The 25,258-nt window shown below is 60.2% G+C and carries 21 protein-coding genes, 6 tRNA genes and 1 riboswitch; of the genes, 19 read left to right on the top strand and 8 right to left on the bottom strand.

What is annotated here, in order from left to right; translation table 11 throughout:
• Positions 1 to 124 precede the first annotated feature (124 nt).
• Positions 125 to 2,101 (top strand): 1-deoxy-D-xylulose-5-phosphate synthase, encoded by a 1,977-nt coding sequence (dxs, locus tag L6966_RS00695; RefSeq protein ID WP_083091654.1) that lies wholly within the window; start codon positions 125 to 127, stop codon positions 2,099 to 2,101.
• A gap of 47 nt (positions 2,102 to 2,148) precedes the next feature.
• Here dxs and L6966_RS00690 read toward each other — a convergent pair whose 3' ends face one another.
• The 3 genes from L6966_RS00690 to msrB all read right to left on the bottom strand — a co-directional run bounded on the left by L6966_RS00690 (position 2,149) and on the right by msrB (position 4,623).
• Entirely contained in the window at positions 2,149 to 2,574 is a 426-nt protein-coding gene (locus L6966_RS00690; protein WP_237223791.1) for a Rieske (2Fe-2S) protein, read from the bottom strand.
• 152 nt (positions 2,575 to 2,726) lie between these two features.
• Positions 2,727 to 4,004, bottom strand: coding sequence for an HRDC domain-containing protein (locus tag L6966_RS00685; protein ID WP_237223792.1), 1,278 nt, complete (start codon positions 4,002 to 4,004; stop codon positions 2,727 to 2,729).
• Between the two features lie 196 nt (positions 4,005 to 4,200).
• A complete protein-coding gene (gene msrB / locus L6966_RS00680; RefSeq protein ID WP_083091648.1) occupies positions 4,201 to 4,623 on the bottom strand; it encodes a peptide-methionine (R)-S-oxide reductase MsrB in 423 nt (140 codons plus the stop codon).
• A 117-nt stretch (positions 4,624 to 4,740) separates the two neighbouring features.
• Between msrB and L6966_RS00675 the strand changes: the two genes are divergently transcribed.
• Complete coding sequence (locus L6966_RS00675) at positions 4,741 to 6,039, top strand: alpha/beta hydrolase family protein (protein WP_083091646.1); 1,299 nt, start codon at positions 4,741 to 4,743, stop codon at positions 6,037 to 6,039.
• Between the two features lie 29 nt (positions 6,040 to 6,068).
• Here the strand turns inward: L6966_RS00675 and ybaK are convergent, their stop codons facing one another.
• Entirely contained in the window at positions 6,069 to 6,566 is a 498-nt protein-coding gene (ybaK, locus tag L6966_RS00670; RefSeq protein WP_237232683.1) for a Cys-tRNA(Pro) deacylase, read from the bottom strand.
• A 133-nt stretch (positions 6,567 to 6,699) separates the two neighbouring features.
• Here ybaK and zapE point away from each other — a divergent pair, with 133 nt between their 5' ends.
• Positions 6,700 to 7,758, top strand: coding sequence for a cell division protein ZapE (gene zapE / locus L6966_RS00665; protein WP_237232682.1), 1,059 nt, complete (start codon positions 6,700 to 6,702; stop codon positions 7,756 to 7,758).
• A 274-nt stretch (positions 7,759 to 8,032) separates the two neighbouring features.
• On the opposite strand, the gene L6966_RS00660 is transcribed toward zapE, so the two are convergent.
• Positions 8,033 to 8,602, bottom strand: coding sequence for a GNAT family N-acetyltransferase (locus tag L6966_RS00660; RefSeq protein WP_083091639.1), 570 nt, complete (start codon positions 8,600 to 8,602; stop codon positions 8,033 to 8,035).
• A gap of 248 nt (positions 8,603 to 8,850) precedes the next feature.
• On the opposite strand from L6966_RS00660, the gene L6966_RS00655 reads away from it, so the two are divergent.
• The 13 genes from L6966_RS00655 to L6966_RS00595 all read left to right on the top strand — a co-directional run bounded on the left by L6966_RS00655 (position 8,851) and on the right by L6966_RS00595 (position 18,656).
• A tRNA-Gly gene (locus L6966_RS00655) sits at positions 8,851 to 8,923 on the top strand.
• 25 nt (positions 8,924 to 8,948) lie between these two features.
• A tRNA-Val gene (locus L6966_RS00650) sits at positions 8,949 to 9,020 on the top strand.
• A 269-nt stretch (positions 9,021 to 9,289) separates the two neighbouring features.
• Positions 9,290 to 9,365: transfer RNA gene (locus tag L6966_RS00645), tRNA-Gly, on the top strand.
• A gap of 675 nt (positions 9,366 to 10,040) precedes the next feature.
• Complete coding sequence (locus L6966_RS00640) at positions 10,041 to 10,949, top strand: DUF559 domain-containing protein (RefSeq protein WP_083091637.1); 909 nt, start codon at positions 10,041 to 10,043, stop codon at positions 10,947 to 10,949.
• Between the two features lie 270 nt (positions 10,950 to 11,219).
• Positions 11,220 to 11,292, top strand: a tRNA-Gly gene (locus L6966_RS00635).
• A gap of 48 nt (positions 11,293 to 11,340) precedes the next feature.
• Positions 11,341 to 11,414 (top strand) — tRNA-Cys (locus L6966_RS00630).
• Between the two features lies 1 nt (position 11,415).
• Positions 11,416 to 11,487: transfer RNA gene (locus L6966_RS00625), tRNA-Val, on the top strand.
• Positions 11,488 to 11,883: 396 nt separating this feature from the next.
• Positions 11,884 to 12,684, top strand: coding sequence for an MOSC N-terminal beta barrel domain-containing protein (locus tag L6966_RS00620; protein WP_237232681.1), 801 nt, complete (start codon positions 11,884 to 11,886; stop codon positions 12,682 to 12,684).
• Between the two features lie 244 nt (positions 12,685 to 12,928).
• Positions 12,929 to 14,149, top strand: coding sequence for a CapA family protein (locus tag L6966_RS00615; protein ID WP_237232680.1), 1,221 nt, complete (start codon positions 12,929 to 12,931; stop codon positions 14,147 to 14,149).
• Positions 14,150 to 14,275: 126 nt separating this feature from the next.
• Positions 14,276 to 15,157 (top strand): PD-(D/E)XK nuclease family protein, encoded by an 882-nt coding sequence (locus L6966_RS00610; protein WP_083091629.1) that lies wholly within the window; start codon positions 14,276 to 14,278, stop codon positions 15,155 to 15,157.
• 23 nt (positions 15,158 to 15,180) lie between these two features.
• Positions 15,181 to 15,831, top strand: coding sequence for a peptide deformylase (def, locus tag L6966_RS00605; protein ID WP_237223796.1), 651 nt, complete (start codon positions 15,181 to 15,183; stop codon positions 15,829 to 15,831).
• A gap of 48 nt (positions 15,832 to 15,879) precedes the next feature.
• Positions 15,880 to 16,806, top strand: a complete 927-nt coding sequence (locus tag L6966_RS00600) for a methionyl-tRNA formyltransferase (RefSeq protein ID WP_237232679.1) — start codon at positions 15,880 to 15,882, stop codon at positions 16,804 to 16,806.
• A complete protein-coding gene (locus L6966_RS00595) occupies positions 16,803 to 18,656 on the top strand; it encodes an RsmB/NOP family class I SAM-dependent RNA methyltransferase (protein ID WP_237232678.1) in 1,854 nt (617 codons plus the stop codon). The genes L6966_RS00600 and L6966_RS00595 overlap by 4 nt, the downstream gene beginning before the upstream one ends.
• An 86-nt stretch (positions 18,657 to 18,742) precedes the next feature.
• Here the strand turns inward: L6966_RS00595 and L6966_RS00590 are convergent, their stop codons facing one another.
• Positions 18,743 to 20,095, bottom strand: coding sequence for a Na+/H+ antiporter family protein (locus L6966_RS00590; protein ID WP_237232677.1), 1,353 nt, complete (start codon positions 20,093 to 20,095; stop codon positions 18,743 to 18,745).
• Positions 20,096 to 20,271: 176 nt separating this feature from the next.
• On the opposite strand from L6966_RS00590, the gene rpe reads away from it, so the two are divergent.
• The gene (gene rpe / locus L6966_RS00585) at positions 20,272 to 20,937 is read left to right on the top strand and encodes a ribulose-phosphate 3-epimerase (RefSeq protein WP_237223799.1); all 666 of its coding nucleotides are present in this window, start codon (positions 20,272 to 20,274) and stop codon (positions 20,935 to 20,937) included.
• Between the two features lie 307 nt (positions 20,938 to 21,244).
• On the opposite strand, the gene L6966_RS00580 is transcribed toward rpe, so the two are convergent.
• Together L6966_RS00580 and L6966_RS00575 are read right to left on the bottom strand one after the other, a co-directional pair.
• Positions 21,245 to 21,553: a hypothetical protein gene (locus tag L6966_RS00580; RefSeq protein WP_237232676.1), complete on the bottom strand. Its 309-nt coding sequence runs from the start codon at positions 21,551 to 21,553 to the stop codon at positions 21,245 to 21,247.
• 66 nt (positions 21,554 to 21,619) lie between these two features.
• Positions 21,620 to 23,056, bottom strand: coding sequence for an MFS transporter (locus tag L6966_RS00575; protein WP_237232675.1), 1,437 nt, complete (start codon positions 23,054 to 23,056; stop codon positions 21,620 to 21,622).
• Between the two features lie 153 nt (positions 23,057 to 23,209).
• A riboswitch (FMN riboswitch) is annotated at positions 23,210 to 23,343 on the top strand.
• 140 nt (positions 23,344 to 23,483) lie between these two features.
• Between L6966_RS00575 and pnuC the strand changes: the two genes are divergently transcribed.
• Both pnuC and ribD read left to right on the top strand, forming a co-directional pair.
• Positions 23,484 to 24,197 (top strand): nicotinamide riboside transporter PnuC, encoded by a 714-nt coding sequence (gene pnuC / locus L6966_RS00570; RefSeq protein WP_083093078.1) that lies wholly within the window; start codon positions 23,484 to 23,486, stop codon positions 24,195 to 24,197.
• A gap of 2 nt (positions 24,198 to 24,199) precedes the next feature.
• Positions 24,200 to 25,258: a bifunctional diaminohydroxyphosphoribosylaminopyrimidine deaminase/5-amino-6-(5-phosphoribosylamino)uracil reductase RibD gene (ribD, locus tag L6966_RS00565; RefSeq protein WP_237232674.1), complete on the top strand. Its 1,059-nt coding sequence runs from the start codon at positions 24,200 to 24,202 to the stop codon at positions 25,256 to 25,258.

Below are 25,258 nucleotides of genomic sequence, written 5' to 3'. Positions count from 1 at the left end.
ATCTAGCAACCAGGTAAAGTTACTTAACTGCAACACAAAAGATGCTGACCGAGTTCACGCTGACCTCAGCCCGTTACAAGGACGCCGGGGAGGGGCATCGGGGCTCGGTTGAGAGGAAGACACTGTGGGACTACTCGAAACCATTCACGAGCCAGGCGATCTGCGAGGTCTTAACCAGGAGCAGATGGGTGAGCTCGCTTCAGAGATTCGTGATTATCTCGTGCACACCGTCTCGCAAACCGGCGGCCATCTAGGCCCTAACCTCGGCGTTGTGGAACTAACCCTCGGTATTCACCGCGTCTTTACATCCCCCCACGACTCCATCGTTTTTGACACTGGCCATCAGTCCTACGTGCACAAGCTGGTCACCGGCCGTCAGAATCTAGAAACCCTGCGCCAGAAGGGCGGTATAGCGGGGTACCCCGAACGCGCAGAATCTGAGCACGACATCGTCGAGTCATCCCATGCGTCCTCGTCTCTCTCTTGGGCAGACGGCATCTCTCGCGCCTACCAGCTCACCGGCCAAATCGACCGCTACACTGTGGCCCTTATCGGTGACGGGGCGCTCACCGGAGGTATGGCCTGGGAAGCCGTCAACAACATCGCAGCCGACAAAAACCGCAAGGTCGTCATTGTGGTCAACGACAACGGCCGCTCCTATGCACCCACCATCGGCGGCTTCGCCAACCACCTGGCCGCCCTACAGCACGAACTGCAAAACAGGGTTGACCAGATGCGCCTGGACTCCCGCTACGAACGCACCCTCGCTGCCGCCCGGACCACACTGCAAAACAGCGGTTCCCTAGGGCAGATGATCTACCGTGGACTGCACGGCATGAAGGCAGGCATTAAAGACGTTATGGTCCCAGGCGGGATCTTCGAAGATCTCGGTATGAAGTATGTGGGCCCCATTGATGGTCATGACCTTGATGCTGTTGAAAAAGCCCTCGAATCCGCTAAGAACTTTGGCGGCCCCGTCATTGTGCACGCCATCACCGAAAAAGGTCACGGCTACGCACCAGCTGTCAGCAACAAGGACGACATGTTTCACGCCGTCGGCGTCATTGACCCCGACACCGGTGAAGCGCTCGCCAAGGCATCCGGCAAATCCTGGACCAGTGTCTTTGCCCAAGAAATTAAAGATATCGCCGATGAGCGCGACGACATCGTGGGCGTTACCGGTGCCATGCTTATCCCCGTTGGCCTCAAACCCATGGCGGCGGCCCACCCCGGCCGCGTCATTGACGTCGGTATCGCAGAACAGCACGCCATCGCTATGAGTGCGGGCCTGGCCTACGGCGGCCAGCACCCCGTCATTGCCCTCTACGCCACCTTCCTCAACCGCGGCTTCGACCAGCTCCTGATGGATGTAGCCCTCCACAGGGCCGGTGTGACTATCGTGCTTGACCGTTCAGGTATTACCGGCCCCGACGGTGCCTCTCACCACGGCATGTGGGATTTAGCTCTGCTCCAGTTCATCCCTGGCCTACACATGGCAGCACCCCGCGACGCTATTACACTGCGGGAAGAACTCCGTGAAGCCGTCGCTATCGACGATGCACCCACCGTTGTGCGCTACCCTAAAGGCTCCGTGGGCCCCGATATCCCAGCTGAAGAACGCCTTGCTGACGGGGTGGACGTCCTCACCCGCCTGGGCCAGCCCCACACCGAAACCGGTCAGCGGGACGTCCTGCTCATCGGTGTAGGAGCCTTCGCCCGACTCGCCCTCGACACCGCTAACCTGCTCCACGACCGGGGGGTTTCTGTGACCGTCATTGACCCTCGCTGGGTCATGCCTGTACCCGGCTCCGTCATTGACCTATCAGGGCAACACCGCATTGTGGTCTCCCTCGAAGACGGCGTACGCTCGGGCGGTGTTGGCTCTCGCATCCGCCAAGAAATGCGTGCCGCTGGCATTGATACAGCCCTCAATGAACTCGGCCTACCGGCAGAATTCATCAAGCACGCCGAGCGCAACGAAATTCTCGAAGAGGTCGGCCTTACCCCCGAAAAAATCAGTGCGGACATTTTGGCTCAACTCGCAGGAAATATGGTGCCTTTCGCCCGCACCGCAGGCGAAAAGCCCAAGCACGCGCACTAAAAATTAGGGCAAGGGCATACGCTCTCTGGCCGCTGCTACCGCTACACTTAAGACACCCAAATGCGCCCGTCTTTCACCTCAACAGTGAACTCGGGGAGCGGTGTTTCAGCGGGCCCTCCCTGCACCGAACCGTCCTCCAAAGAAAAGACCGAAGCGTGGCAGGGGCAGGATATAGTCTGTTCTTTCTGAGCGTTCAGCTGGCACCCCTGGTGGGTGCAAACCGACGAAAACGCGTGGAAGGTGCCCTCTACCGGCTGGGTGATCATGGCGGTTACCCCGTCCTTATTTGCTTGGATAACACCGCCCACGGGCACATCGGCCGCCGCAGCCATATCGGTGGGCTGTGCGGGGCGGCCGTCGTTCTCGGTCAGAGTTTGCGAGGACGAGCCAGAGTCACTCGAACCACAGGCGGCCAACAGAACCGCACCGGCACCCAGGCCAGCGGTACCGGCAACGGCCCGCCGCCGGCTCATAGCACCAGAGGCGCTCCCTGGGTGGTCTATCGACTCCGTAGCCGCCAGCCTCTCAGCATAGGCCGGCGCGGGGGCGTCCTTGGCTTGCTTCTGGCAACCACACCTGGTGCACATACTCTTCACGTCCTTATCAGTGATAACGGTAGAAAATATCAGCCACCGCGCACCTGCTCTAAAACAGCGGCGAGACGGTGTGACACACGTTCAATCTGCCAGTTTCGGGCACCAAGTTCAAGCAGGGCAACCCTAACCTCACCTTCAGAGGAACCTGCGGGTGGCTCCCAGCACAGGCGGCGCAGTATATCGGGGGCCAGCACGTTCTCCTGGGGCATGCCCAGCTCCTCACCAATTTCAAAAATGAGGGGCTTGGCAACGGCAATGAGCCTGGCTGACTCTGGCCGCTTGGCCTCCCAGGCCTTAATCGGGGGAGGGCCGGATGCCGGAGTAGTGAAAGGGACGAGCTCTTCTGCCCTCTTTGCCTCGGCGACAGCCCGAACCCAGCGAGGCGCTTCACGCTTAAGCGCCCGGGTCTGGAAGCCGGGAATCTGTAGCACAGCGGGCACAGAACGAGGCATGAGACGGGCAGCCGTAATCAAAGCGGAGTCTGGCAGCAGACGCTTGGGGGCAACATCCTTAGCCCTAGCCAGGTGGTCGCGCTCGTACCAGAGATTACGTAAGGTGGTGAGCTGGCGGCGGGTTTTCAGGTCACGGATACCCTTGGTCTTGCGCCAGGGATCGGGTTTCTCCTCACGCTCGGGGTGCTCAGCCACGAACCGAAACTCTTCAAGGGCATACTCAAGCTTGCCCTGGGTGCGTAGCTCCTCTTCAACAGCATCGCGCAGATCAAGCAGAATATCGACGTCAAGAGCAGCGTAATTAAGCCAGTCAGTGGGCAGGGGGCGGTGCGACCAGTCCACCGCAGAATGCTCCTTGGCTAGACGGTAGCCCAACAGGTTCTCCACCATAAAGCCCAGACCAACACGCTCAAAACCAGCTAACCGGCCGCCTAACTCCGTATCGAAAAGAGCGTCAGGGTACATGCCAAGGTCAGCCAGGCAGGGAAGATCTTGGGTAGCAGCGTGTAAGACCCACTCGGCACCGGCCAGCGCTCGGTTAATCAGACTCAAGTCGTCAAAAGCCTCGGGATCAATCAGAACTACCCCTGACTCTCCGCGTTTAAGCTGCACCAAAAAGGCTCGCTGGCCGTAACGAATACCCGAGGCACGTTCGGTGTCGACTGCAACAGGCCCGTTCTGGGAGGCCAGCACATCAGCAACGCGGCGTAGTCCGCGCTCGGTGGTGATGACGCTGGGTGTACCCCCAGCTGGCTCATTCAACAGCACAACATCTGGAATGCTCACCCCGGCGGGCACATCGATTCCCAACGGCAGGCAGCTAGAACCTGCCCTTTCTACAGGCGGCTCCACCATATAACTCCTCCCCGGTGCGCAGTATGAGGTCTCGTGCGCACGGGAACAGCACCCAGTCATCGTGTGCAGCACCTCTCCATTATGCCAGCTTAGAAATAGCGACCGGGGGAGCGGACTATGTGACCCCTCACCGGGTGACAGGCGCCACACCACCGGCTGGACCCTGCCCCTGCAGGCCCCAGCCGTGGTGCTCTCCCTAGTCTTGGACAGGCTTTTCGTTCAGGGTTAAACAGATGGAATTGATGCAGTACCGCATATCGGTGGGGGTGTCATAGCCTTCACCCTCAAAGACATGACCCAGGTGAGAATCGCAGGCTGCGCAACGCACCTCAACGCGCACCATACCAAGAGTGCGATCTTCAAGATAGCGAACCCGGTCGGCAGCCAGCGGCTCAAAGAAAGAAGGCCAGCCGCAATGACTCTCGAATTTCTCGGTCGAACGGAAAAGTTCAGTGCCACACGCCCTACAAGAATAGACACCCTCGGTGGTGGTATCCCAATACTCGCCGCTGAAAGCCCGCTCAGTGCCGCCCTCGCGGAGCACAGCGTACTCCTGCGGGTCGAGAACCTCTTTCCAGTTTTTAACAACCTGGCCAACTCCGGGTAGACGCTCGCTCATCGCTCTCCTCACATAAACACTTAGAACCCGCTACGGGGCTACACGGTATACAAGCCCCAACCTCCCCATTTTATTCCGGTTTCTTGTCTCGGTATCACACTCCCTTACACTGGTTCTATGGCTCAAGAGAACCACACACCGCCCACCGCCCGTACCCTCACCCTGGCCACCGTCGCAGGCGTCGCCGGTGCAGCTGGTGCTACCCTGGCCATTGCAGGGGCTCTCGGAACCGCTGGCCTAGCCACCCACCTCGCCCGCAAAATTGTGGTGCCCCCTAAAGCCCCAGCCGAGGACGTCCGTGTGCACGCGCTAGGCTACTCCACCGCCCAGGTTCACACAGGCCAGCAGCCCACCAGCCTCCGCCTCGATGCCACCGATGGCACCCTGGCCCCCGGCCGCTACGGCTTTTCTTTCTCCGGTGGCGCCGGGTTCGCCCTCCTCGGCGAGGTCACCTCATACCAGCCAGCCGACGGCACCGTGGTGCGTAGTGTGGAACAGGTCTACACCGGAGATATGACCGGCATCAAGCGGGGGCGCATGAGCGGTGTTGTCGCCACTGACCCGGCCATGGCAGGCTACGCCTACAAGGACGTTGAACTGAACCTACCCGTCGGCCCAGCACCTGCCTGGCTCGTCCACCCCGATGCATCCCTCCACCCGAGTAAAAACCAGGGTGCTAGCGCGAGCCCCCCTGCAACTCATCAGACTAACGCCACCTGGGCCATCATGGTACACGGAATGGGCGCCACCCGTGCCGAAACCCTACGGGCACTCGAAAGCGCCCAGACTCTTGGGCTGACCAGCCTGCACATGAGCTACCGCAACGACCGCGAAGCCCCCGCCAGTGAGGACGGCCGTTACGGCCTCGGCTTCACCGAATGGAAAGACGTAGAAGTTGCTATCGACTACGCACTCTCCCACGGTGCGCACGATGTGGTGCTCTTTGGCTGGTCCATGGGCGGCTCAATCTGCATGCAGACCGCAGACCTGGCCCGCAACCGCAGAGCCATCCGCGCACTGGTCCTCGACGGCCCGGCCCTCGACTGGCTTGAACTCATCCGCTACCACACCCACCTCAACAAGATACCCCTGCGTATCGGCCAGCTCGGCGTCCAGATGATTACCCACCCAGCCCTCACCGCCTTCACCGGACTCAAAGAACCCATCAGCCTCGACCAAATATCCTGGACTCACCGCGTAACTGACATCACCCTCCCCACCCTCATCCTGCACTCCGTTGACGACACCTACGTACCCTACGGGCCTTCCGCAGCGCTCGCTGAGGCTTCTCCACTGGTCGACTTTGTGCCCTTCCACAAGGCCCCACATACTCGCGAGTGGAATGTGGATCCGCAACTCTGGTACAGCACCGTCACCACCTGGCTAGGAGGCACACTGGGCCTAACCGGCGCATAGCTACGAGGACGGCACTGCGGGCAGGGAAACTAAGAAGCCGCGATATCGGCGTATATGCCGGAGGTAAGGGAAACAAGAGCATCGGGCGCTAACTCGATATCCAGGCCACGGCGGCCCGCAGAAACTAAAATCGTGTCAAAAAGCTGTGCGGTCTCATCAACCAGGGTTGGGTGAACCATTTTCTGCCCCAGCGGCGAGATACCACCAACCACGTAACCGGTGCGCCTCTCGGCAACGTCCGGAGCAGCCATCTTGGCGCTCTTCCACCCCAGAGCAGCCGCCGCAGCTTTCACATTCAGCCTGCCACCCACCGGCACCACGCAGACAGCATAGTCATTATCATGCGTAATCATCAGGGTCTTGAATACTTGCTCAGGGGAACGACCCAACTTTTGAGCAGCCTCGGCACCAAAATTGGTCTCACCTTCGGTGTGCTCATACTCGCATACCCTAAAAGAGGTTCCAGCCCCCTGGAGCAATGCAATTGCAGCAGTCGCCGCACCGGCCTTCTTCTTCGCCCTGGCCACAAACTCATCCTTTCAAACGCGCAGGTAACTCACACCAGCCTAAACCGCAACAGTGCGTAACGCACGCCCGGTACGACTACACTGGGCATGTACGAATCACCCGCGCACCGCAGCGCCCGTTACAAGGACCACCGTGGCAACCTACACCCACCTCATCGACCGCACCCCCCAGGTATCAGCCGACGAACTACTCTCAGGTTTCAGGCCCTCCGAACGATTCGGTGAGGTATCTTTCGCTACCTACCGGCCCGACCCAGCCCAGCCCTCCCAGCAGCAGGCCGTTGACGCTCTCAAGGCCTTCGGTGCCTCTATCAACGGAGGCGGTGCCGCAGGCGGCAACTTCTTTTCCAAGCTCTTTGGCGGGGGCAAAAAGAGGGGCACCACCAAGGCAGGCCTCTACCTGGACGGCGGTTTCGGTGTGGGCAAAACCCACCTGCTCGCCTCATTGTGGCACTCCGTTGAAGGACCCAAAGCCTTCGGCACCTTCGTCGAGTACACCAACTTGGTCGGAGCACTCACCTTCCGCAAAACCGTCGAAGCACTCTCAAACTACAAGCTGGTCTGTATCGACGAATTCGAGCTCGATGACCCCGGCGACACCGTGCTCATGTCCCGCCTCATGCGCGAACTAGCAGAAGCCGGCGTCAAACTCGTGGCCACCTCCAACACCCTGCCCGGAGCCCTTGGCGAAGGCCGTTTCGCTGCCGCCGACTTCAAACGTGAAATCCAGGTGCTGGCCGACCAGTTCGACGTTTTGCGTGTGGACGGCGAAGACTTCCGTCACCGCGGCCTCCCCGCCGCCCCCGCACCCGTCAACGACACAGAATTTGACACAACCGTCGAATCACGGTTCGGCGGGCTAGGGACCGTGGCCATCGACGACTTCGAGGCCCTCATCGACCACCTCTCCCGCGTACATCCCTCCCGCTACCGCCAGTTCATTGACGGTCTCGACGGTGTTGCCTGGCGCAACGTCACCCCCATCACCCAGCAAGCCGTCGCCCTCCGATTCGTTGTACTAGCCGACCGTCTCTACGACAAAGACCTGCCCATCATCGCCTCCGGCGTGCCCTTCGACCGAGTCTTCACCGAAGAAATGATGACCGGCGGGTACCAGAAAAAATACTTCCGTGCGGTTTCACGCCTCACCGCCCTAGCCCGTGAAGGCATGCTAGGAGAACAAGCTTCCTAGCGGTATTCAAGGAAGTTTATTCATAAGGGGGTTCCGCAGGCTCACGCTCGATGGAGCCCAGCGGCTCCGCCTATTTTCTCGTCAGCCTTTCTTTTGTCGTCTGGGGGCGGGAACCGGTGCTCATGGCTCATTTGATCCGGCCCAGCAGCTTCGCTGTGAGCCTGGGTTCGCCTGATTACTTTTGAACAAGCCTCAAGAGCAAGGACGCCAGCGCCTCACCTACCCGCCGTGAGCCAGGAGAGACGGGGGCGGCGTCCCCACCCGTACAAAGCCTTCACCCTGGAAAACCACGTTGCGCCCAAAGCTCACGAGTCAACTCAGCGACTCGCATATCAAGCAGAGAAGTAGAGCCATCAGGGTGAGGGCGCCCCGGCTCTACTTTCTCAAGCGTACGAAAACCGGTAAAACCAGCCTTAGCCGCTACACGTTCAGATGCCGTGTTACCCACCAAAGCCCGCCAGCTCACCCGGTCAAGGCCTAACCCCTGCGGATCAAACGCAAAACCAAGCACCATACCCAGCGCCTCAGACAGCAAACCCCGGTTACGGCTCTCCGGAGCCATCCAGTAGCCAACTTCAGCCTCAGGGCTATCAGCATTCTTTAGGCTCACCACCCCGGCCAGCACGCCGCTGGCGTCAATACCCCACACCAGCTCGTCCCCGCACTCGGCAGCCACCCGTGTATAAGCAATAAAATCGCGAGCCGTCTGCTCGGTATAGCCCAGCGGCACCGACAAACAGTACCTAAGAATCTCGGGATCCTGGCAGGCAGCCGTGAGCGCGGGGGCATCAGCCTCCCGCAAGGGGCGAAGTGTAAAACGTTCGGTCAAAAGTTGGGGGAGCACGCTGAATCCACCTCACTGATACGTCACCAAAAATCTAGTAGGTAAAACCCTACATCTAGTACGTAACACCCTACACCGGGTGCGGTAAGCCTCATAGAACAAGAACTAGGCTTGCCCCAGGCCAGCCGTCACTCGAATGCTGCAAAAACTCTGGACCCCATAGGCAGGGGACGATTTGGCAAGTTCACCAAAAGTGTGTAAAGTATTTACTCGTTGGTTCGGAACCCACAAGGGGCCCGAGCAAGCACGCGGTTGTAGCTCAGTTGGTAGAGCACCACCTTGCCAAGGTGGATGTCGCGAGTTCAAGTCTCGTCAACCGCTCGCAACACTCATCAGCGAGTGTCAGGCGCGATTGGCGCAGCGGTAGCGCACTTCCTTGACATGGAAGGGGTCACTGGTTCGATCCCAGTATCGCGCACGCATGATATGCGGGCATCCGGTTGCAGGCGAAAGCCAGTGACCACTCCAGGAAATTTTTGTTTCCTCGCCCGCTCGGAAAATTTCCTTCCGTCTGGTTCGATCCCAGTATCGCGCACGCATGATATGCGGGCATCCGGTTGCAGGCGAAAGCCAGTGACCACTCCAGGAAATTTTTGTTTCCTCGCCCGCTCGGAAAATTTCCTTCCGTCTGGTTTGATCCCAGTATCGCGCACAAGACTTTTGAGTCCACTGCAAACAGTTGCATATGCGGTTGTAGCTCAGTTGGTAGAGCACCACCTTGCCAAGGTGGATGTCGCGAGTTCAAGTCTCGTCAACCGCTCCACACAAGCCCCAGTTCAATGAACCGGGGCATTTTTGCATCGCCCACCACACAAGCGCCAGCAGTGAGCGGGCTGGGGGCCTGGACTAAGTTCAAACACAAACTTTCCTACAACCCCCACTTGGCGAGCGTGCGTTAACTCGCCGAGCGTGCACCCGTCTGCCGCACGCTCGGCGATTTAACGCACGCTCGCTTATTTAAGAGGGGCCGGTTACTTACACTTCCAGTATTACCGGTTGGGGCTTTTACTGAGCGCTCTTAAAAGGTAACGGGACTCGAAACGGTAAAGGCATACTCAAAAGTCTCTACAACAACTTCGGGCGCGGCAACGGCGAACTCACCTTCTTGTCTGATTCGCTGACTGGCTCGCAAGCTCGCCAGATACGAGCCGAGATTTATTTTCCTCGCTCGGAATCTCGACGCTCATCACCAGCAAATCATGCCAGACTCAGCCAGTTCACCTTTCAGCCGCGCACCTTCCGCTACCAGACTTTTGAATAAGTTTCGGTGAACACTCGCCTTTGAGTAGGGCGAGAAGATGCGGCTACACGCAACTAGCCTGTGGAAAACCACCGGTTAAATCATTAAATAGCCACAGGAAAACACGAGTTATCCACAGTGTCGCCGAAATCTTAAGAAATAAACCGTACCAGCCGCGCGGCGTTCCACAATAGCGCTATGGAAGAACTCAGCAACCGAATCAAAACCTCGCAAGAACTTGCCGCGAGAGGAATCTCGCACCAGCGCGTCCGTACCTACTGCGCACAAGGGGTCTACACCAAAATTGCCCCCAACAGCTACTGCCTGACACGCGACTGGAACACCTTCAACCCAGAACAAAAACTAAAAATTAGACACTACGCATTTGCTAAAAACCACCCAGGGTATGTTTTAAGCCATGCATCAGCTGCGCTCTTCTGGGGCGCTCCTTTTCTGAGCCTCCCCGGCCACATCTGGGCCAGTGTGCCCTCCGCACACATTAGAGCGCGAACACCCCAGCATAAAATATTCTCTAGCCGACCAGCAGAATGCGAACGGGCACTGCTCCATCAAGGAATCTACCTCACCGATCCGCTCCAGACCGCAGTTGACTGTGCCCGTACCCTACCTCTCATCGAGGCACTGTGCATCGTAGACTACATGCTCAACAGTAAACTCTGCTCGCCAGCCGCTCTAAAGCCACAGCTGATGACTGTGAAGGGACGGGGTGCAGCCCGGGCCCGACAAATCGCACAAAGAATGAGTAGGCACGCCGCATCCCCGGCCGAAACTATCGCCAGAAACCATATGCTTGAGTGGAAATTTCCCCAGCCACAAGAGCAAGCCAAACTGGTGATCAAAGGCAGAGTCTACCGGCCAGATTTTCTCTGGGAGGAACTGATGCTCATTTTAGAGGTTGATGGCGCAATAAAATACGACGGAACCTACGGCGAACCGGTTGAGGTGATACAGCAGGAACACCTGCGGCAAAGAGAACTTGAACAGCTCGGATATGTCGTAGTGCGTGTGAGATGGGACGACCTTACCCAGCATCCCGAGAACCTTAAAGATCTGCTGATGCGTCACGGACTGAAGCCGGTTCGCTAGTGACAGGGGCAAGTTTTTCAGCGAGCGTGCGTTAAATCGCCGAGCGTGCGGCAGACGGGTGCACGCTCGGCGATTTGACGCACGCTCGGGGTGTAGGGATGGGATGCGCGGGTTAGCTCTGAGTTGGGAAAAAAACTACGGGTGGTGGGGCCTAAACTGGTTTCGCGGCTAAATCTCCATATATCAGGTGCGGCAGCAATCATATAAGCGTCAGCTAGACTAGTCACCCGGTTGAAAGCTCACTAAACTTCGTGTATAGTAATGCGAGTTGCGGTTGTAGCTCAGTTGGTAGAGCACCACCTTGCCAAGGTGGATGTCGCGAGTTCAAGTCTCGTCAACCGCTCTCCCGAAAACACCAGTTTTCGCAACTCAAACCACGGTTTGAGCGTGTGGTGGGGTGGTCGAGTGGTTAGGCAACGGTCTGCAAAACCGTGTACGCGGGTTCGAATCCCGTCCTCACCTCCACGCGCGATTGGCGCAGCGGTAGCGCACTTCCTTGACATGGAAGGGGTCACTGGTTCGATCCCAGTATCGCGCACACAAAGATAGCAAAATAAAGGTTACTCACCAGCGACCACTCCAGGAAATTTTTGTTTCCTCGCCCGCTCGGAAAATTTCCTTCCGTCTGGTTCGATCCCAGTATCGCGCACACAAAGATAGCAAAATAAAGGTTACTCACCAGCGACCACTCCAGGAAATTTTCGCTTCCTCGCCCGCTCGGAAAATTTCCTTCCGTCTGGTTCGATCCCAGTATCGCGCACACAAAGATAGCAAAATAAAGGTTACTCACCAGCGACCACTCCAGGAAATTTTCGCTTCCTCGCCCGCTCGGAAAATTTCCTTCCGTCTGGTTCGATCCCAGTATCGCGCACACAGCAATGCTCACTGGCTCAGGCCGGGGAGCCTTTTTCATGCACTGTGCAACACTAGAACCATGCCCCTGACCGTCACGCACTTCGGGTACAGTCCCCTCAAAGGCGCCCGCCACCAAGCACACAACACAGCCGAGCTCACCGCGTCCGGCCCCCTCTATAACCGCCGCTGGGCCCTCGTCTCACCCGCCGACCACACCGTGCTACGCACCGTTGCCCACCCTGCCCTAATGGGCATCACCACCGACCTCACCGTCCGCCAGGGCGAAGCAGACCTCACCCTACACATCCCCGGAGCAGGAAACTACACCGTCCCCACCCTCAACAAAGCTACCACCCGTACCTTCACCTCCTGGGGCACAGAGAAACAGTTGGCACTCTACGAGCACCCGGTCAATGATGCTCTGAGTACCTACCTGGGAGAGCCCGTGGCCCTGGCCTTCGCACCCCGGCAAAACCTGGTGTACGCCGGCGCGCTATCCCTAATCGGCAGTGCCTCCCTGGGAGAGATTGCCCGACAGCTCAACCCGGTGCAACCGCTGAACCCAGATCAGATAGCGGCAAGGCTACGATGCAACCTGGTGGTAGAAACTTCAACGCCCCACATCGAAGATAACTGGCAGGGCAAAACTCTTACCCTGCAGGCAGGACGCGGTGTGCCAGCTGAACTGCACGGTCTTACGCTGGTTGCCGGGGAAGGCGTCGGCAGATGCGCCGTCATCGACTACCAGCCAGAAACCGGCCAGCGCACGGCTCGGCTACTCAAACTTCTGGCCTCTTACCGGCCCCGCAATCTGCGCGGTGAGCCGATAGCGGGTATTTACGCGAGCCTCAAAACTGCCAAGCCTGCCTTCCGGCGCTGAAAAGAATGATAATAAAGGGTAGGGTAAAGACCCTCAACGAAGAAGGTGCCCCGTGACCGTCCGCCGTAAATTCCCTGCCGCCCCTGCCCACTGCACAGTCGAGAAGTGTGTGGCCTGAGGTCAACTGAGCTGGAGGGCAATCAACCTACGTTCTGGCTGGTATGGACATCTGGTAACAATGTGTGCCCTGGGGCACTTTAGGGTAGGGTCGTGATGGTACTGCCTTCACCGAAAGGACCCCACCGTGCGCCGTAGCCTTCTAGCCTTCCTCTCCCTAAGCGCCCTGGCCCTGGCAGGCTGTAGCTCGCAGACTACGGAAAGTAGCGGGGCGGACGTCGCCGTACAGCAGAGCGGGCAGGGGCAGGTAGCCCCCGGGGAAGCAGGGCAGACGAGCGAATCGGGTACCCTGACTGCGTCGGCAGCAGGTGGAGCCTGCGGCGAGGCAGACTGCGTCTCCCTGCTCTTCACCGGTGATTTTCTCATGCACAACATGCTCTGGGCCCAGGCTGAAGCTGATGCAGCCGCAGCCGGGGCCAATGGATTAGATTTTAGGCCCCTCATCAGTGAGCAGAAACCCTACCTGGATCGCGCAGATCTAGCGGTCTGCCAGATGGAAACAGTAGTTGCCCATGAAGACGGCCCCTTTTCTGGCTACCCCAACTTCAATGTGCCGCCCCAGATTCTGACGGCCGCAGCGGACACCGGGTGGGATGTCTGCATGACGGCCTCTAACCATTCTTTCGACCACGGCACCGAGGGGTTAGAGCGAACCTATCGGGCGGTTGAGGCAGCCGGTATGGGTGTTACCGGCACATCGCTGACCGAGGAAGAAGCTGAACAACCCGATATTTTCACCACCGCCAACGGGGCGCGGGTGGCGATGATTACCGGTACCTACGGGCTCAACGGAAATGTGCCCGAACACTCCTGGCAGGTTGATATGCTCGACCCCCAAGCCATGATTGCTAAGGCAACCCGTGCTCGGGAAGAGGGGGCTGACCTGGTTATTGCCAATATGCACGCCGGTGATGAGTACGTGCATGAACCCTCAGCCCAGCAGGTCGAGGTGGCCCATGAACTGGTTGATTCAGGGCAGTTTGACCTGATTGTCGGGCAGCATGCCCACGCCGTCCAGCCTATCGAACACTACAAGGACACCTGGATTGTCTACGGTATGGGGAACAACCTCACCGAACTCTCACCCAGCTACCTAGCCAATAACGAGGGCATCATGGTCAACCCCATCTTTGAGAGGGCAGCGGACGGCAGGTGGCAGGTGCGTGACCTGCGCTGGGTCTCTAGCACCATGGTTGACTCCCCGTCCTACCGCTACTGCATCACCTCACCTAGCCGACCCGCTAGCGACTGCGTTGATGAAGCCTACGCCCAGCAGTCCAACGCTCGTGTTCAGCAGATTGTTGAGTCCATGGGGGCGGCTGAAGCTGGCGCTCGCCAGTATAGCTAGGGTAAGCGGTCTAACCTGCTGACACCCTCGTGCTCAAGGAGCCTGGTGCGTATAATTGGTAGAGCGCCTGGGAACCCTAGACCCAGACTCTCTTACCTCACCCAGCCACGTCAGGAACAGCGACTTTTGACTACTCCCATGCTCGCACAGGCCACCGACTATGGTCGCATGTACGCGCGCACCAGGGGCGGGGAGCTGTTGGTTCCCTCTATCACCACGGTCATTGGGCAGCAGGCTAGCGACCTCTCGGGCTGGCACGGTTACATGGCGGCCAAGGCCGCCCTAGAGGACCAGCGATCCTACCGGGCTTCTAATTCCGCAGGCCTCAAATTCGCGGTGATTCGGGACGCTGCCGCTGCCTCCGAGCGCTACCGGGACGCCGCAGCGGCCAGGGGCGACCGCGTCCATAACTACGCAGAGCAGGTGGCCCTGCGTGCTATGGGGCTACCCCACGAGGTGGAGGGCTACCGGGAAAACCTGATTGCCCACGGCGAGCAGGCCTACGCTGATCGCTTTGACGAGTGGTGGGAGCGCTACAGGCCTAAACCGCTAGCTACCGAAGTAACTATCTGGAACGAAACCGTAGGCTATGCGGGTACCCTCGATTTGGTGGCTGAAATAGCCGGGCACACCTGCATCATTGACTATAAGACCAAGGGAACCGACCGCAAGGGGCGGGTTAAACCCCTTGATGACAAGGTGGTCATGCAACTGGTAGCTGGCGTCAAGGCTGAAGAGGCCTTGGTAGATGCCGAGCAGGGGGACTGGGAACCTTGGAAACATGGGGGCGCGAGCATCCTCATGGGTGTGGCACTGGGAGAGACCCAGGTGGTGCCTCAACAAGCTAACCCCCAGGTGTTAGAGCGCAACTGGTACAGATTCTGCGCCCTTAAACGGGTCTGGGATCTTAGCCGCGACCTCTCAGAAACCAGCGAAGACTCCCTGATGCCGGTGGTTCCTCCGCCGGTGGTAAATAGTGCAGAGCACCCAGATGCGGCGGCGTCCTAAACTCACCGACGAGAAAGAGAAGCATGACTATTTTGCCCATACGCACCGTAGGCGACCCTGTGTTGCGCACCGAGTGCGAGCCCATCACCGTATTCGACGCCGACCTGGAAAAACTGGTGGCCGACATGCTCGAAACCATGTACGACGTTGAGGGCGTAGGTTTAGCTGGGCCCCAGGTGGGCATCTCCAAGCGAATCTTTACCTTCGGCAATATTGACGGCCGCGAGGGGCACATTATCAACCCTCTACTTGAGGTGGGCGACGAACCCCAGGAGGGCGGCGAGGGCTGCCTGTCTGTACCCGGTTTGTCTGCTGCTACCCCGCGCAAGAACTGGGCTCGCGTGACCGGCGTGAACTGCAAGGGTGAACCGGTGGTCTACGAGGGCGAGGGACTCTTTGCCCGCATGCTCCAGCATGAGACTGACCACCTCTACGGCACCATGTTCATCGACCGGGTCGAGGGGGAGGACAAGAAAAATATCTGGCGTAAGATTCGCCAGGCCGACTACAACCAGGTTGCCGCGGCCGTTCAGGGCGAACGAGCTGCCAAGACGTCATCGGGCTTTGGTGCCCTGGGCGGTTCTTTTGGTTCTGTGGCTATTCGGTCGGGTGCGGCTCAGCAGGGTAGCGCCCGGCAGTCTGCCCGTATCGAGCCCGGCGCTTTTGGTATCTAGGCCAGCTGACTCTTGAGCTGATTCTTGAATTCGAGTGGAAAGGTAAGCATGAAGGTTCTCTATGCCGGCACTCCAGAGGTCGCCGTCGCACCCCTGAACGGCCTGCTCGAAGCGGGCTATGAGGTAGTCGGGGTGCTCACCCGCGAGGACGCCCCCGTGGGGCGCAAGCGGGTACTGACCCCGTCCCCGGTGGCCGCCCGCGCTCAGGAGCTGAGTCTGCCCATCATCAAGGCCAACCGCTGGTCCGATGAGGTTGCGGACGCTGTCACTCACCTGGGTGCAGACCTTGCGGCGGTGGTGGCCTTCGGCGTCCTGCTACCGCAAAGCGCACTCAACCTGCTACCTCAGGGCTGGATCAACCTGCACTTCTCCCAGCTGCCTGCCTGGCGCGGGGCGGCCCCCGTACAGCGGGCCCTGATGGCGGGGGAGACCGAAATTTTCTCTAACACCTTCCGTATCGATGCTGGTCTGGATACCGGCCCGGTCTTCCGCTCTGAATCTGCCACGGTGGGGGAGCTGGATACCGCAGGGGATATGCTGAAACGCCTGGCTTCGACAGGCGGTGCCCTGCTGGCTGCGACCTTTGACGATATTGCTGCCGGGGCCACCGGTACCCCGCAGACCGGCGACGCCACCCATGCAGCCAAGCTCACCATTGCCGATGGCAAGGTGGACTTTACCCGCCCGTGCGCTGAGATTATCGCGCAGGTGCGCGGGGTGACCCCTGAGCCCGGGGCCTGGGCAGAACTAGGCGGGGCCCGCTTCAAACTCGGCATGGTCAAGCCCCTCGACGTGCCGGCTGTAGGGGAGCCCGGCACCCTCTTCTGGGCCGGTAAAAGAGTAGCCGTCACCTGCTCCGACGGAGCTCTTGAACTGACCCAGGTGCAACCTGCGGGCAAGAAAATGATGAATGCCGCTGACTGGGCGCGCGGTCAGGGTACCGCCCTGGCAGAAGGGAAAGTGGTGCTGGTATGAGCATAAATTCAGGCGGACGCGGCTCAAGCGGCCGATCCAACGGTGGCAAGGGCCGGGCTGGATCTAACCGATCCGGCGCTAACCGAGCTGGCCGGGCCGGGGCCCGTAAACGCGATGAACGCACCCGGCAGGGGCAGTCCGGGGGCACCCCCAACCCCCGTGGTTGGCGTGGCAACCGTTCGGGTGGGGCAGGTGCGTCCTCCCACCAGAATAAACAGGGCGGTAAGCCACCTCGGGGCCAGCGCTTCCGTAGCGAAGAACCGCAGACCAAACAGGGCGGCGGGGGAGAGACCCGCCGGAACGCTAAGGGGCATGAGCGCAACCGCAAGGCGGTCAAGGATCGCTCTTTCTCGGCATCCGCTCCCTCCCAGCGCGCCCGTACAGCCGATGCAGCCCGCGCCGTAGCCTTTGAGGTGCTGAGCGCTGTTGCCCTGGACGACTCCTACGCCAACCTGGTGCTACCCAAGGCCATTCGGTCTGCCCGGCTTGACGCCCGCGACGCAGGTTTCGCCACTGAACTGACCTACGGAACCCTACGTAACCAGGGCACCTACGACGCGATTCTGGCCCACTGCGTAGACCGGCCGGTAGAAAAAATTGGCACCAAGATTCTGCTGGTGCTGCGCCTGGGAGCACACCAGCTTCTGGCCATGCGCGTGCCCGACCACGCCGCCCTCAACCAGACCGTTGCCCTGGCACGGGCTAAGATTGGCACCGGCCCGGCCAACTTCGTGAACGCTGTGCTCCGCAGGGTCTCTGAACGCACCCCGGAGGACTGGTACGTTCTGATTGCCGAAGAAGCTCCCGATGAGCTGACCCGCCTGGCCCTTGAGAAGTCTCACCCTGTTTGGGTCGTCCGTGCTTTCCGTCAGGCCCTGGCAGCCCACGGGCGTAACCCCAAAGAGGTGCAGGCCCTGCTGGACGCCGACAACGTCTCACCCGTGGTTAACCTGGTTGAGCTTCCCGGTCTGGGGTCTTTGGACGAGGCCCGTGCCGCCGGCGCTGAGGACGGCCCCCTGGTGGAGGGCTCAGCCCTCTACTCTGCTGGGGATTTGGCCCGGCTCGAGTCTGTGCGTGAGGGTACTGTACGAGCTCAGGACGCCGGCTCCCAGCTGGTTGCCCGAGCCCTGGCTGACGCTCCCCTTGGGGGCAGCGACAGCAACTGGCTTGACCTCTGCGCTGGCCCCGGCGGTAAGGCCGCCCTGCTCGGTGCCCTGGGGGCCAAACGCGGTGCCCGCCTGCTGGCTAACGAGGTCGCCGAGCACCGGGCCGAACTGGTGAGCCGCTCCCTAGCTCCGCTGCCGTCCTCCTCCTATTCGGTGGTTGTCGGCGACGGCCGCCAAATCGCCCGAACCGTAGATGAGGGCAAGAACCTGCCCGAGGGCATGCCTGCCGATGTGCTCTTTGACCGGGTCATGGTCGATGTGCCCTGCTCCGGCCTAGGTGCTCTGCGCCGCCGCCCCGAAGCCCGCTGGCGTAAGAGCCCCCGCGATATTGCTGAGCTTCTACCTCTGCAGCTTGATCTCTTTAGGGCAGCGGCCTCGGTGACCCGCCCCGGCGGCCTCATCGCCTATGTGACCTGCTCACCCCACACGGCTGAAACCCAGAGCATTGTGTACGATATTCTGCGCAAGGTCGATGTGACCCTGCTGGACTCCGGTGCGGCCCTCCGCGCCGTTGCCCGCACGGACGAGGTGGGGGCGTCCGCCCTATCTGGCGAAAAGGATCCGGCCTTCACACCGGATGCCCCCAAGGGAGCGCCCCTAGCTGAGGGTGCTAGCACCGCCCAGCTCTGGCCGCACATCCACGGCACCGACGCCATGTTCTTCGCCCTCTTCCGCAAGAACTAGACACCCCCAAACCTAGAAATCAGGAAAACTCAAAAAGACCACAAACCACGTGGTCTTTTTGAGTTTTCCTGGTTCCTAGTGGAATGCTAGAGCACCATAGCCGCAACCCAGCCTGATGCCAGCAGGGGCAGGTTGTAATGCAAGAAGGTGGGGATAACCGAGTCCCGGATGTGGTCGTGTTGCCCGTCTACGTTGAGACCGGACGTTGGGCCCAGGGTTGAATCGGAGGCCGGTGACCCTGCATCACCCAGGGCACCTGCGGTGCCGATAATGGCGACGGTCGCCAGGGGAGAGAAACCCAGGGCCAAGCAGAGAGGCACGTATATGGCGGTGATGATGGGCAGGGTGGAGAAGGAAGAGCCGATGCCCATGGTCACAATCAGGCCTACCAGGAGCATGGCGAAGGCGGCTGCTCCCTTATGATCGGCAAAGAAGTCAGAGACGACTGTAACCAGCGAATCAACGTCACCGGTTGCGGTCATAACAGCCGCGAAACCCTGCGCTGAAATCATGATGAATCCGATGAGCGCCATCATGCGCATGCCCGCCGTGAAGACGTCATCGGCTTGACGCCACTTGACTGCGCCGGTCACCATGAAAATGGTCAAACCGGTGAGGGCACCCACCAGCAGGGGGTTGGCTTCGGTGCCGATGGCCTGCATCACGACCTGCACGATGAAGGTGGCCAGGATGGCGATAACCGCTACGATGACGTTGAATTTCTTGACCGGCTCGTGCTCGTCACCAACGGGTGCCAGCTCAACAGTCTGGTAGACGCGGGGCTTGCGGTAGGTGAAGAAAACCGCAACAAGTAGGCCAAAGACCATGCCGAGGGCTGGGATAGACATGGCCTGCATGACATTGATACCGTCGGTGTTCATGCCCGCAGTACGGATATTGCCTAACAGAATGTCATTGAGAAAGATCGCGCCAAAGCCGACGGGTAGGAACATGTAAGTGGTCACCAGGCCAAAAGTTAGTACACAGGCCAGCAGGCGGCGATCAATCTGGAGGCGGTTAAAGACGGCCAGTAGGGGCGGGATAATCAGGGGGATGAAGGCGATGTGTACAGGAATCATGTTCTGCGACATGATAGACATCGCCAAAATACCCGCCAGCAGAAACCACTTGACCGTGAATTCGACCCGGTTTTTGCCGTTTTCGCTCTCAACACCGACCTTGGAGATGATGCCGTCGGCCAGAAGTTTGGGTAGGCCTGAGCTTGAGACAGCCATGGCGAAGGCACCGAGCAGGGCGTAGGAGAGGGCCAGCATGGCACCGCCTGCCAGGCCCTCCTGGTAGGCGACCATAGTGCCATCAAGTCCCAAGCCCCCGGCCAGGCCACCGACCAGCGCCCCGATAAAGAGTGCAAGGACCACGTGCACTCGGGCGGCTGAGAGGGCGAGCATGACTAACACCGCGAGCAGAACCGAATTCATGAAAACCTTACCTTCGAATACCTATGAATTAGCCTCAAGTCTGTATAAAGCTTAACTCTCGAGGTGCGGTGATGAACTCGTCAACCCGTCGAATGCACTGTGAGAGAGCTTGCTTTTCAGCTGCTCTCTCTTTCAGGGCTACGATGGGTAGTAACCCGTCAGTTGAAAGGACTCGCATGACCTGCCTGATTAACCCCTCTATCCTGAGCGCTGACTTCTCCCGGCTGGGAGAAGAACTAGCCGCTATCTCGACCGCTGACGCCGCCCATATCGACGTGATGGATGGCCATTTTGTTCCCAACCTGACCTGGGGGCTGCCCGTGGTCAAGCGTCTCAAAGAGGTCTCGCCCATTCCTTTCGACGTGCACTTGATGATTGAGGACGCCGACCGTTGGGCCCCTGCCTACGCTGAGGTGGGCTGCGAGTCGGTGACCTTCCACGCCGAGGCCGCTATTGCTCCCATCAAACTGGCCCGCACCCTGCGTGAGAGCGGCGCTAAGGCGGGCATGGCCCTGCGCCCGGCCACCGGCGTTGAACCCTACCTGGATATGCTCAGCGAGCTCGACATGCTCCTGGTGATGACTGTGGAACCGGGCTTTGGCGGCCAGGCCTTCCTTGATGTCACCCTGCCCAAGATCAAGCGGGCAGCCGCCGCAATTGAGGGCTCAGGGGCCGAGGTCATTCTGCAGGTGGACGGCGGCATCACCGAAGAAACCATTGTGCGCGCAGCAGAAGCCGGTGCTACCTGCTTTGTCGCCGGTTCCTCCGTCTATGGGGCGGACGACCTCGAAGCCGCTATCGCGGGCCTGCGGCGGGCTGCTGCGTCCGCCCACCACCACTAGGACGCCATGACCTAGAACCTGACTCCCCTCGAAGAAGCCGGCCGTGAACTGGCCCGCGCCCAGGCCCTACTGGCTGACGCTAAGCCCGATGCGGAGCAATTGCCTGACTTTGCTACCGAGGTGGGCTCCCTGCATGCAGAGCTGGGCGACTTTGAGCGCTCCAAGACCTGGTATACCCAGGGCTACGCGGTTATGAAGCCCAGGCCCAGGGCTACCTGGTGCGTTCAGCAGAGCACTACGCTGTAGCTGGAGATGCCGATAATGAGGCCTTTGTGAAGGAGCTGTTGAAACGACTCTCCGGAGAAAGCTAGCGTGAGGCCAGGTTATTTTCGGCTCGCTCGGCTGCCTGCTCATTACCCATAGAGCGGTGGATGGTGGCAAGCATGGTGTAGTAGGCGGTGGCGTCCTCTGACCCTGCAACCAGCACGGGCTTGGCAAGGGTCAGCACGTTCAGGGCCTGTTTACCCCGGCCCTCATCCAGCAGTTTCTGGGCGCCTTTGACCGCGCGGGCGACAGCCTGCTGAGGCTTACGCTTGACCAGGTGCGCCACGGCACCGTGCTCCTGCTTGAAGGTGGTATCACGTTTTTGAATGTTGGCTGGTTTCGCGTCAGACACAGCTCACCTTAGGGTCAAAAAATGGTTGCATTCTCTCAAGTGTAACGACTCCTTACAGGGTCGGGGCTAGGTGAGCTGCCTTCCACGGGTTTCAGGTAGCAGGAAGGCTGCGCCAGCTGCCGTGCAGAAGGCTAGAGCGAAGAGTACAAACAGCCCCGATACACCAACCAGCGGGAGCAGGGCGGGCACCAGCAGGGGAGCAGTAATGGAGGCCAACCGCCCGAACCCGGCAGCTGCGCCTGTGCCAGAACCCCGCAGGTGGCCGGGGTAAAGTTCTGGCCCAATGGCGTAGAGGGCACCCCAGGCACCCAGATTGAAGAAAGAAAGCAGGCAGCCGCTAGCTACCAGCGCCCAGACCTCGTGGGATAGGCCGTAGGCTACCGCTGCCAGCGCTGAGCCCAGCAAAAAAGTAGCCAGGGTGGAGCGCCTGCCCCAGCGTTCAATCAGCCAGGCGCTCACCGCATAGCCCGGTAGCTGGGCCAGAGTCATAATCAGAGTGAAGGTAAAGGAGCTGACCAGGTTAAAACCCTGCTGAATCAGCAGCGAGGGAATCCAGATAAAAGCCCCGTAGTAGGCAAGGTTGATGCAAAACCAGATGACCCAGAAGGCAAGGGTGCGGCGGCGTAGCGCCGCCGACCAGATTGATGATGCCTGAGCCAGGTGGGCTGGAACCTGCTCGGCAGCTGGGGGTGCGGACGGCGTCCGTGCAGCTTCTGCCCGCAAGGGCGGGGAGGCAGCGAGACTGGCAACCACTGAGCGGGCGCGAGCGAGGTCGCCGTGCCGGGTAAGAAAACGTACCGATTCGGGGAGCCCCCACCGAACCACCAGGGCGTAGAGGGCAGGGACGCAGCCAATGGCGAGGGCCCAGCGCCAGCCGTCCTCGGATCGGCTGACAATGAAGGTGCCGATAAGGGCGGCAAGAATCCAGCCGACCGCCCAGAAGGCTTCGAGAACAACGACCATTCGCCCGCGCACTGCCCGGGGGGCAAACTCAGAAATATAGGTCGAGGCTACCGGCAGTTCAGCGCCCAGCCCCAGGCCCACAATAAAACGCAGCACCAGCAGAACGGTGAAGGTCGTAGAGAGAGCAGAAAAACCGGTGGCTAGCCCGTAGACCAGAAGCGTGCCCGCAAAGATTGCGCGGCGACCAAAGCGGTCAGAAAGCCGCCCGCCCAGGGTCGCCCCGATAGCCATGCCCAAAAACCCGATGGACCCCAGCACAGAAGCCTGCCCCGATGTAATACCCCAGTGGGCAATGAGGGCGGCCATGACGAAAGAAATCAGTCCGATATCCATGGCATCCAGGGCCCAGCCGATACCTGTTACTCCCAGCAGACGGGCGTGGCGGCGGGTTACAGGGAGCTGGTCGAGTGTAGCGGTGAGCTGATCAGCACTGAGGATATCGGTTTCGAGGGAATCGGTGCTGAGGGCGCCGGCAGTAGGGGTGATAGTGGGCTGACCGGGTGCGGCCGCCCGGGGCTGGTTCTGGTGCGGGGAAGTCATGTGGCTCAGAAGGGAAAGAGAACAAGGTCAAACTGACGTTATCAGCAGGGGCTTCGGAGAAGGCCCCTTGCCCGACCAGATAGCGGGAATAAGTCACAATATGACGGTTACAGTCCCCTACCGTGCTATAACTTGAAGAGTAAATATAAAAATATCGTGCTCCGGGACCCGGTGAAAATCCGAACCTGCGGTGACAGCCCGCTAATTGACGGCACATCCACGTGCCCGATACCTGCAAGGTGAAATTCCTTGGCAGACAGTACAGTCTGGATGGAAGGTAGCACGAGCAAACCGTAAGGTACCCCACCGGCACCTGCCGTACCCGCCTCCCTGGCCCACCGGCGTCCTCATCGACGCGCACCAGAGCCAGCGAACGCCGGGTACCCTCGTTTTGTTCTCCCGGAGCCACTCGCTTTGGGAGTTTTTTATGGATTTCTTGCGGTGGCTCTTCGACGCTCAAATTGCGATTGGCAATAACCAATCCCTCTTGGTGCGCGAAGTCCTCGGTAACGTTTTTGGCCTACTATCAGCCCTCGGCGGTATGCGCCGCAAAGTCTGGGCCTGGCCCGTGGGTATTGCAGGCAACCTGCTTCTACTCACCGTCTTTTTGGGCACCCTCTTCGGATCCACCTACGGCACCGCTAACCTGCTGGGTCAGGCCGGGCGACAAATCATGTTCATCGCCGTCTCAATCTGGGGCTGGTACCGCTGGAACCAGACTCGCAAGAGCGGTGCCGGCCAATCGCAAGTCGCCGTCATCCCGGCCTGGGCCTCCTGGAAGGAACGAGCCTTCATGGTTGCCTTCATGCTGGTCGGAACCGGCCTGCTCACCCCCATCTTCCGCGCTCTGGGCTCTTACGAGCCGGTCTGGTCAGACGCCTGGATTTTCACCGGCTCCCTGCTGGCTACCTACGGCATGGCCAAAGGCTGGGTAGAATTCTGGCTGGTCTGGGTCGCCGTAGACGTGGTCGGCGTGCCCCTGCTCTGGTCCGCAGGCTACTACGCCAGCGCCTTCATGTACCTCTTCTACGGGGCCTTCACCCTCACCGGCTTCTTCGTCTGGTGGCGCACCCGCAACCGCGAAGCGGGAAAGGTCGAAATCGAAACAGCCTTCCCTGACCCCACCGTCGACGTGCGCTAACCATGGAAGCTCTCACCGACACCCAGGCCATGCAACTTGCCCTCTCCGCCGCCCGCAAAGGCGTGCGAGGGGCTAACCCCCTGGTGGGTGCCGTGATTGCGGACGCCACCGGGAAGCTCCTTGCCACCGGCTGGCACCGCGGCGCCGGCAGCCCCCACGCTGAAGCCGACGCCCTCGCCCAAGCTCGGGCCGCCGGCATCGACGTGCGCGGGGCCCGCATGTTCGTCACCTTAGAGCCCTGCAACCACACCGGCCGCACCGGACCCTGCTCGGTCGCCATCGCCCAAGCTGGCATCGCTGAGGTTACCTACGCCTACGCCGACACCACCGAAAGCGCCGCCGGGGGAGCCGCCTACCTGCGCTCGCAGGGGGTGGCAACCTCATCAGGTTTGCTGGCAGAAGAAGCCCGGGCCCTCAACGCCCGCTGGTTCACCGCAGCTGCCGGGCGGCGTCCTTTCGTCACCGCCAAAATCGCCTCATCACTCGACGGGTACATTGCCGCCGCCGACGGAAGCAGCCAGTGGATTACCGGGAAAGAATCCCGGGACCACGGGCACACCCTGCGCACTCGCGTTGACGCGATTGCCGTCGGAACCGGAACCGTTGTTGCCGACAACCCCCAGTTGACAGCAAGGACGCCCGCCGGGCAGCTGGCTGAAAACCAGCCCCTGCGCGTGGTTATTGGCCTAAGCCAGCTACCAACAGGGAACCTGGCGGGTAACGTCGCGGCAGGAAAAGCGATTCACCTGGCAACGCGCAACCTCGACTTCGCCCTCACCAATCTCTATGAGAGGGGAGTGCGCCACCTGCTTGTAGAAGGCGGCCCCACTCTCATCACCGCCTTTGCCCGCGCCAACCTTCTCGATGAACTCTACTGGTACCGTGCGCCCCTGCTCCTTGGCGCAGGAAAACCAGCCCTTGCAGATCTAGGAGTTAGTAGCCTGGAGCAGGCAGCCCACTGGCAACTTGATGACCTGGGGCAAATACCTGCGGTCAGCGTCCTGGGGGAAGACACCCTCACCCACCTGACGCCCGCCCCTACACATGACGAAAAGAAATAA

The organism is Rothia nasisuis (assembly GCF_928381405.1).
Taxonomy (GTDB): Bacteria; Actinomycetota; Actinomycetes; order Actinomycetales; family Micrococcaceae; genus Rothia; species Rothia nasisuis.
Note: the sequence above shows the minus strand (reverse complement) of the source record. Positions and strands in the feature narration are given on the sequence as shown.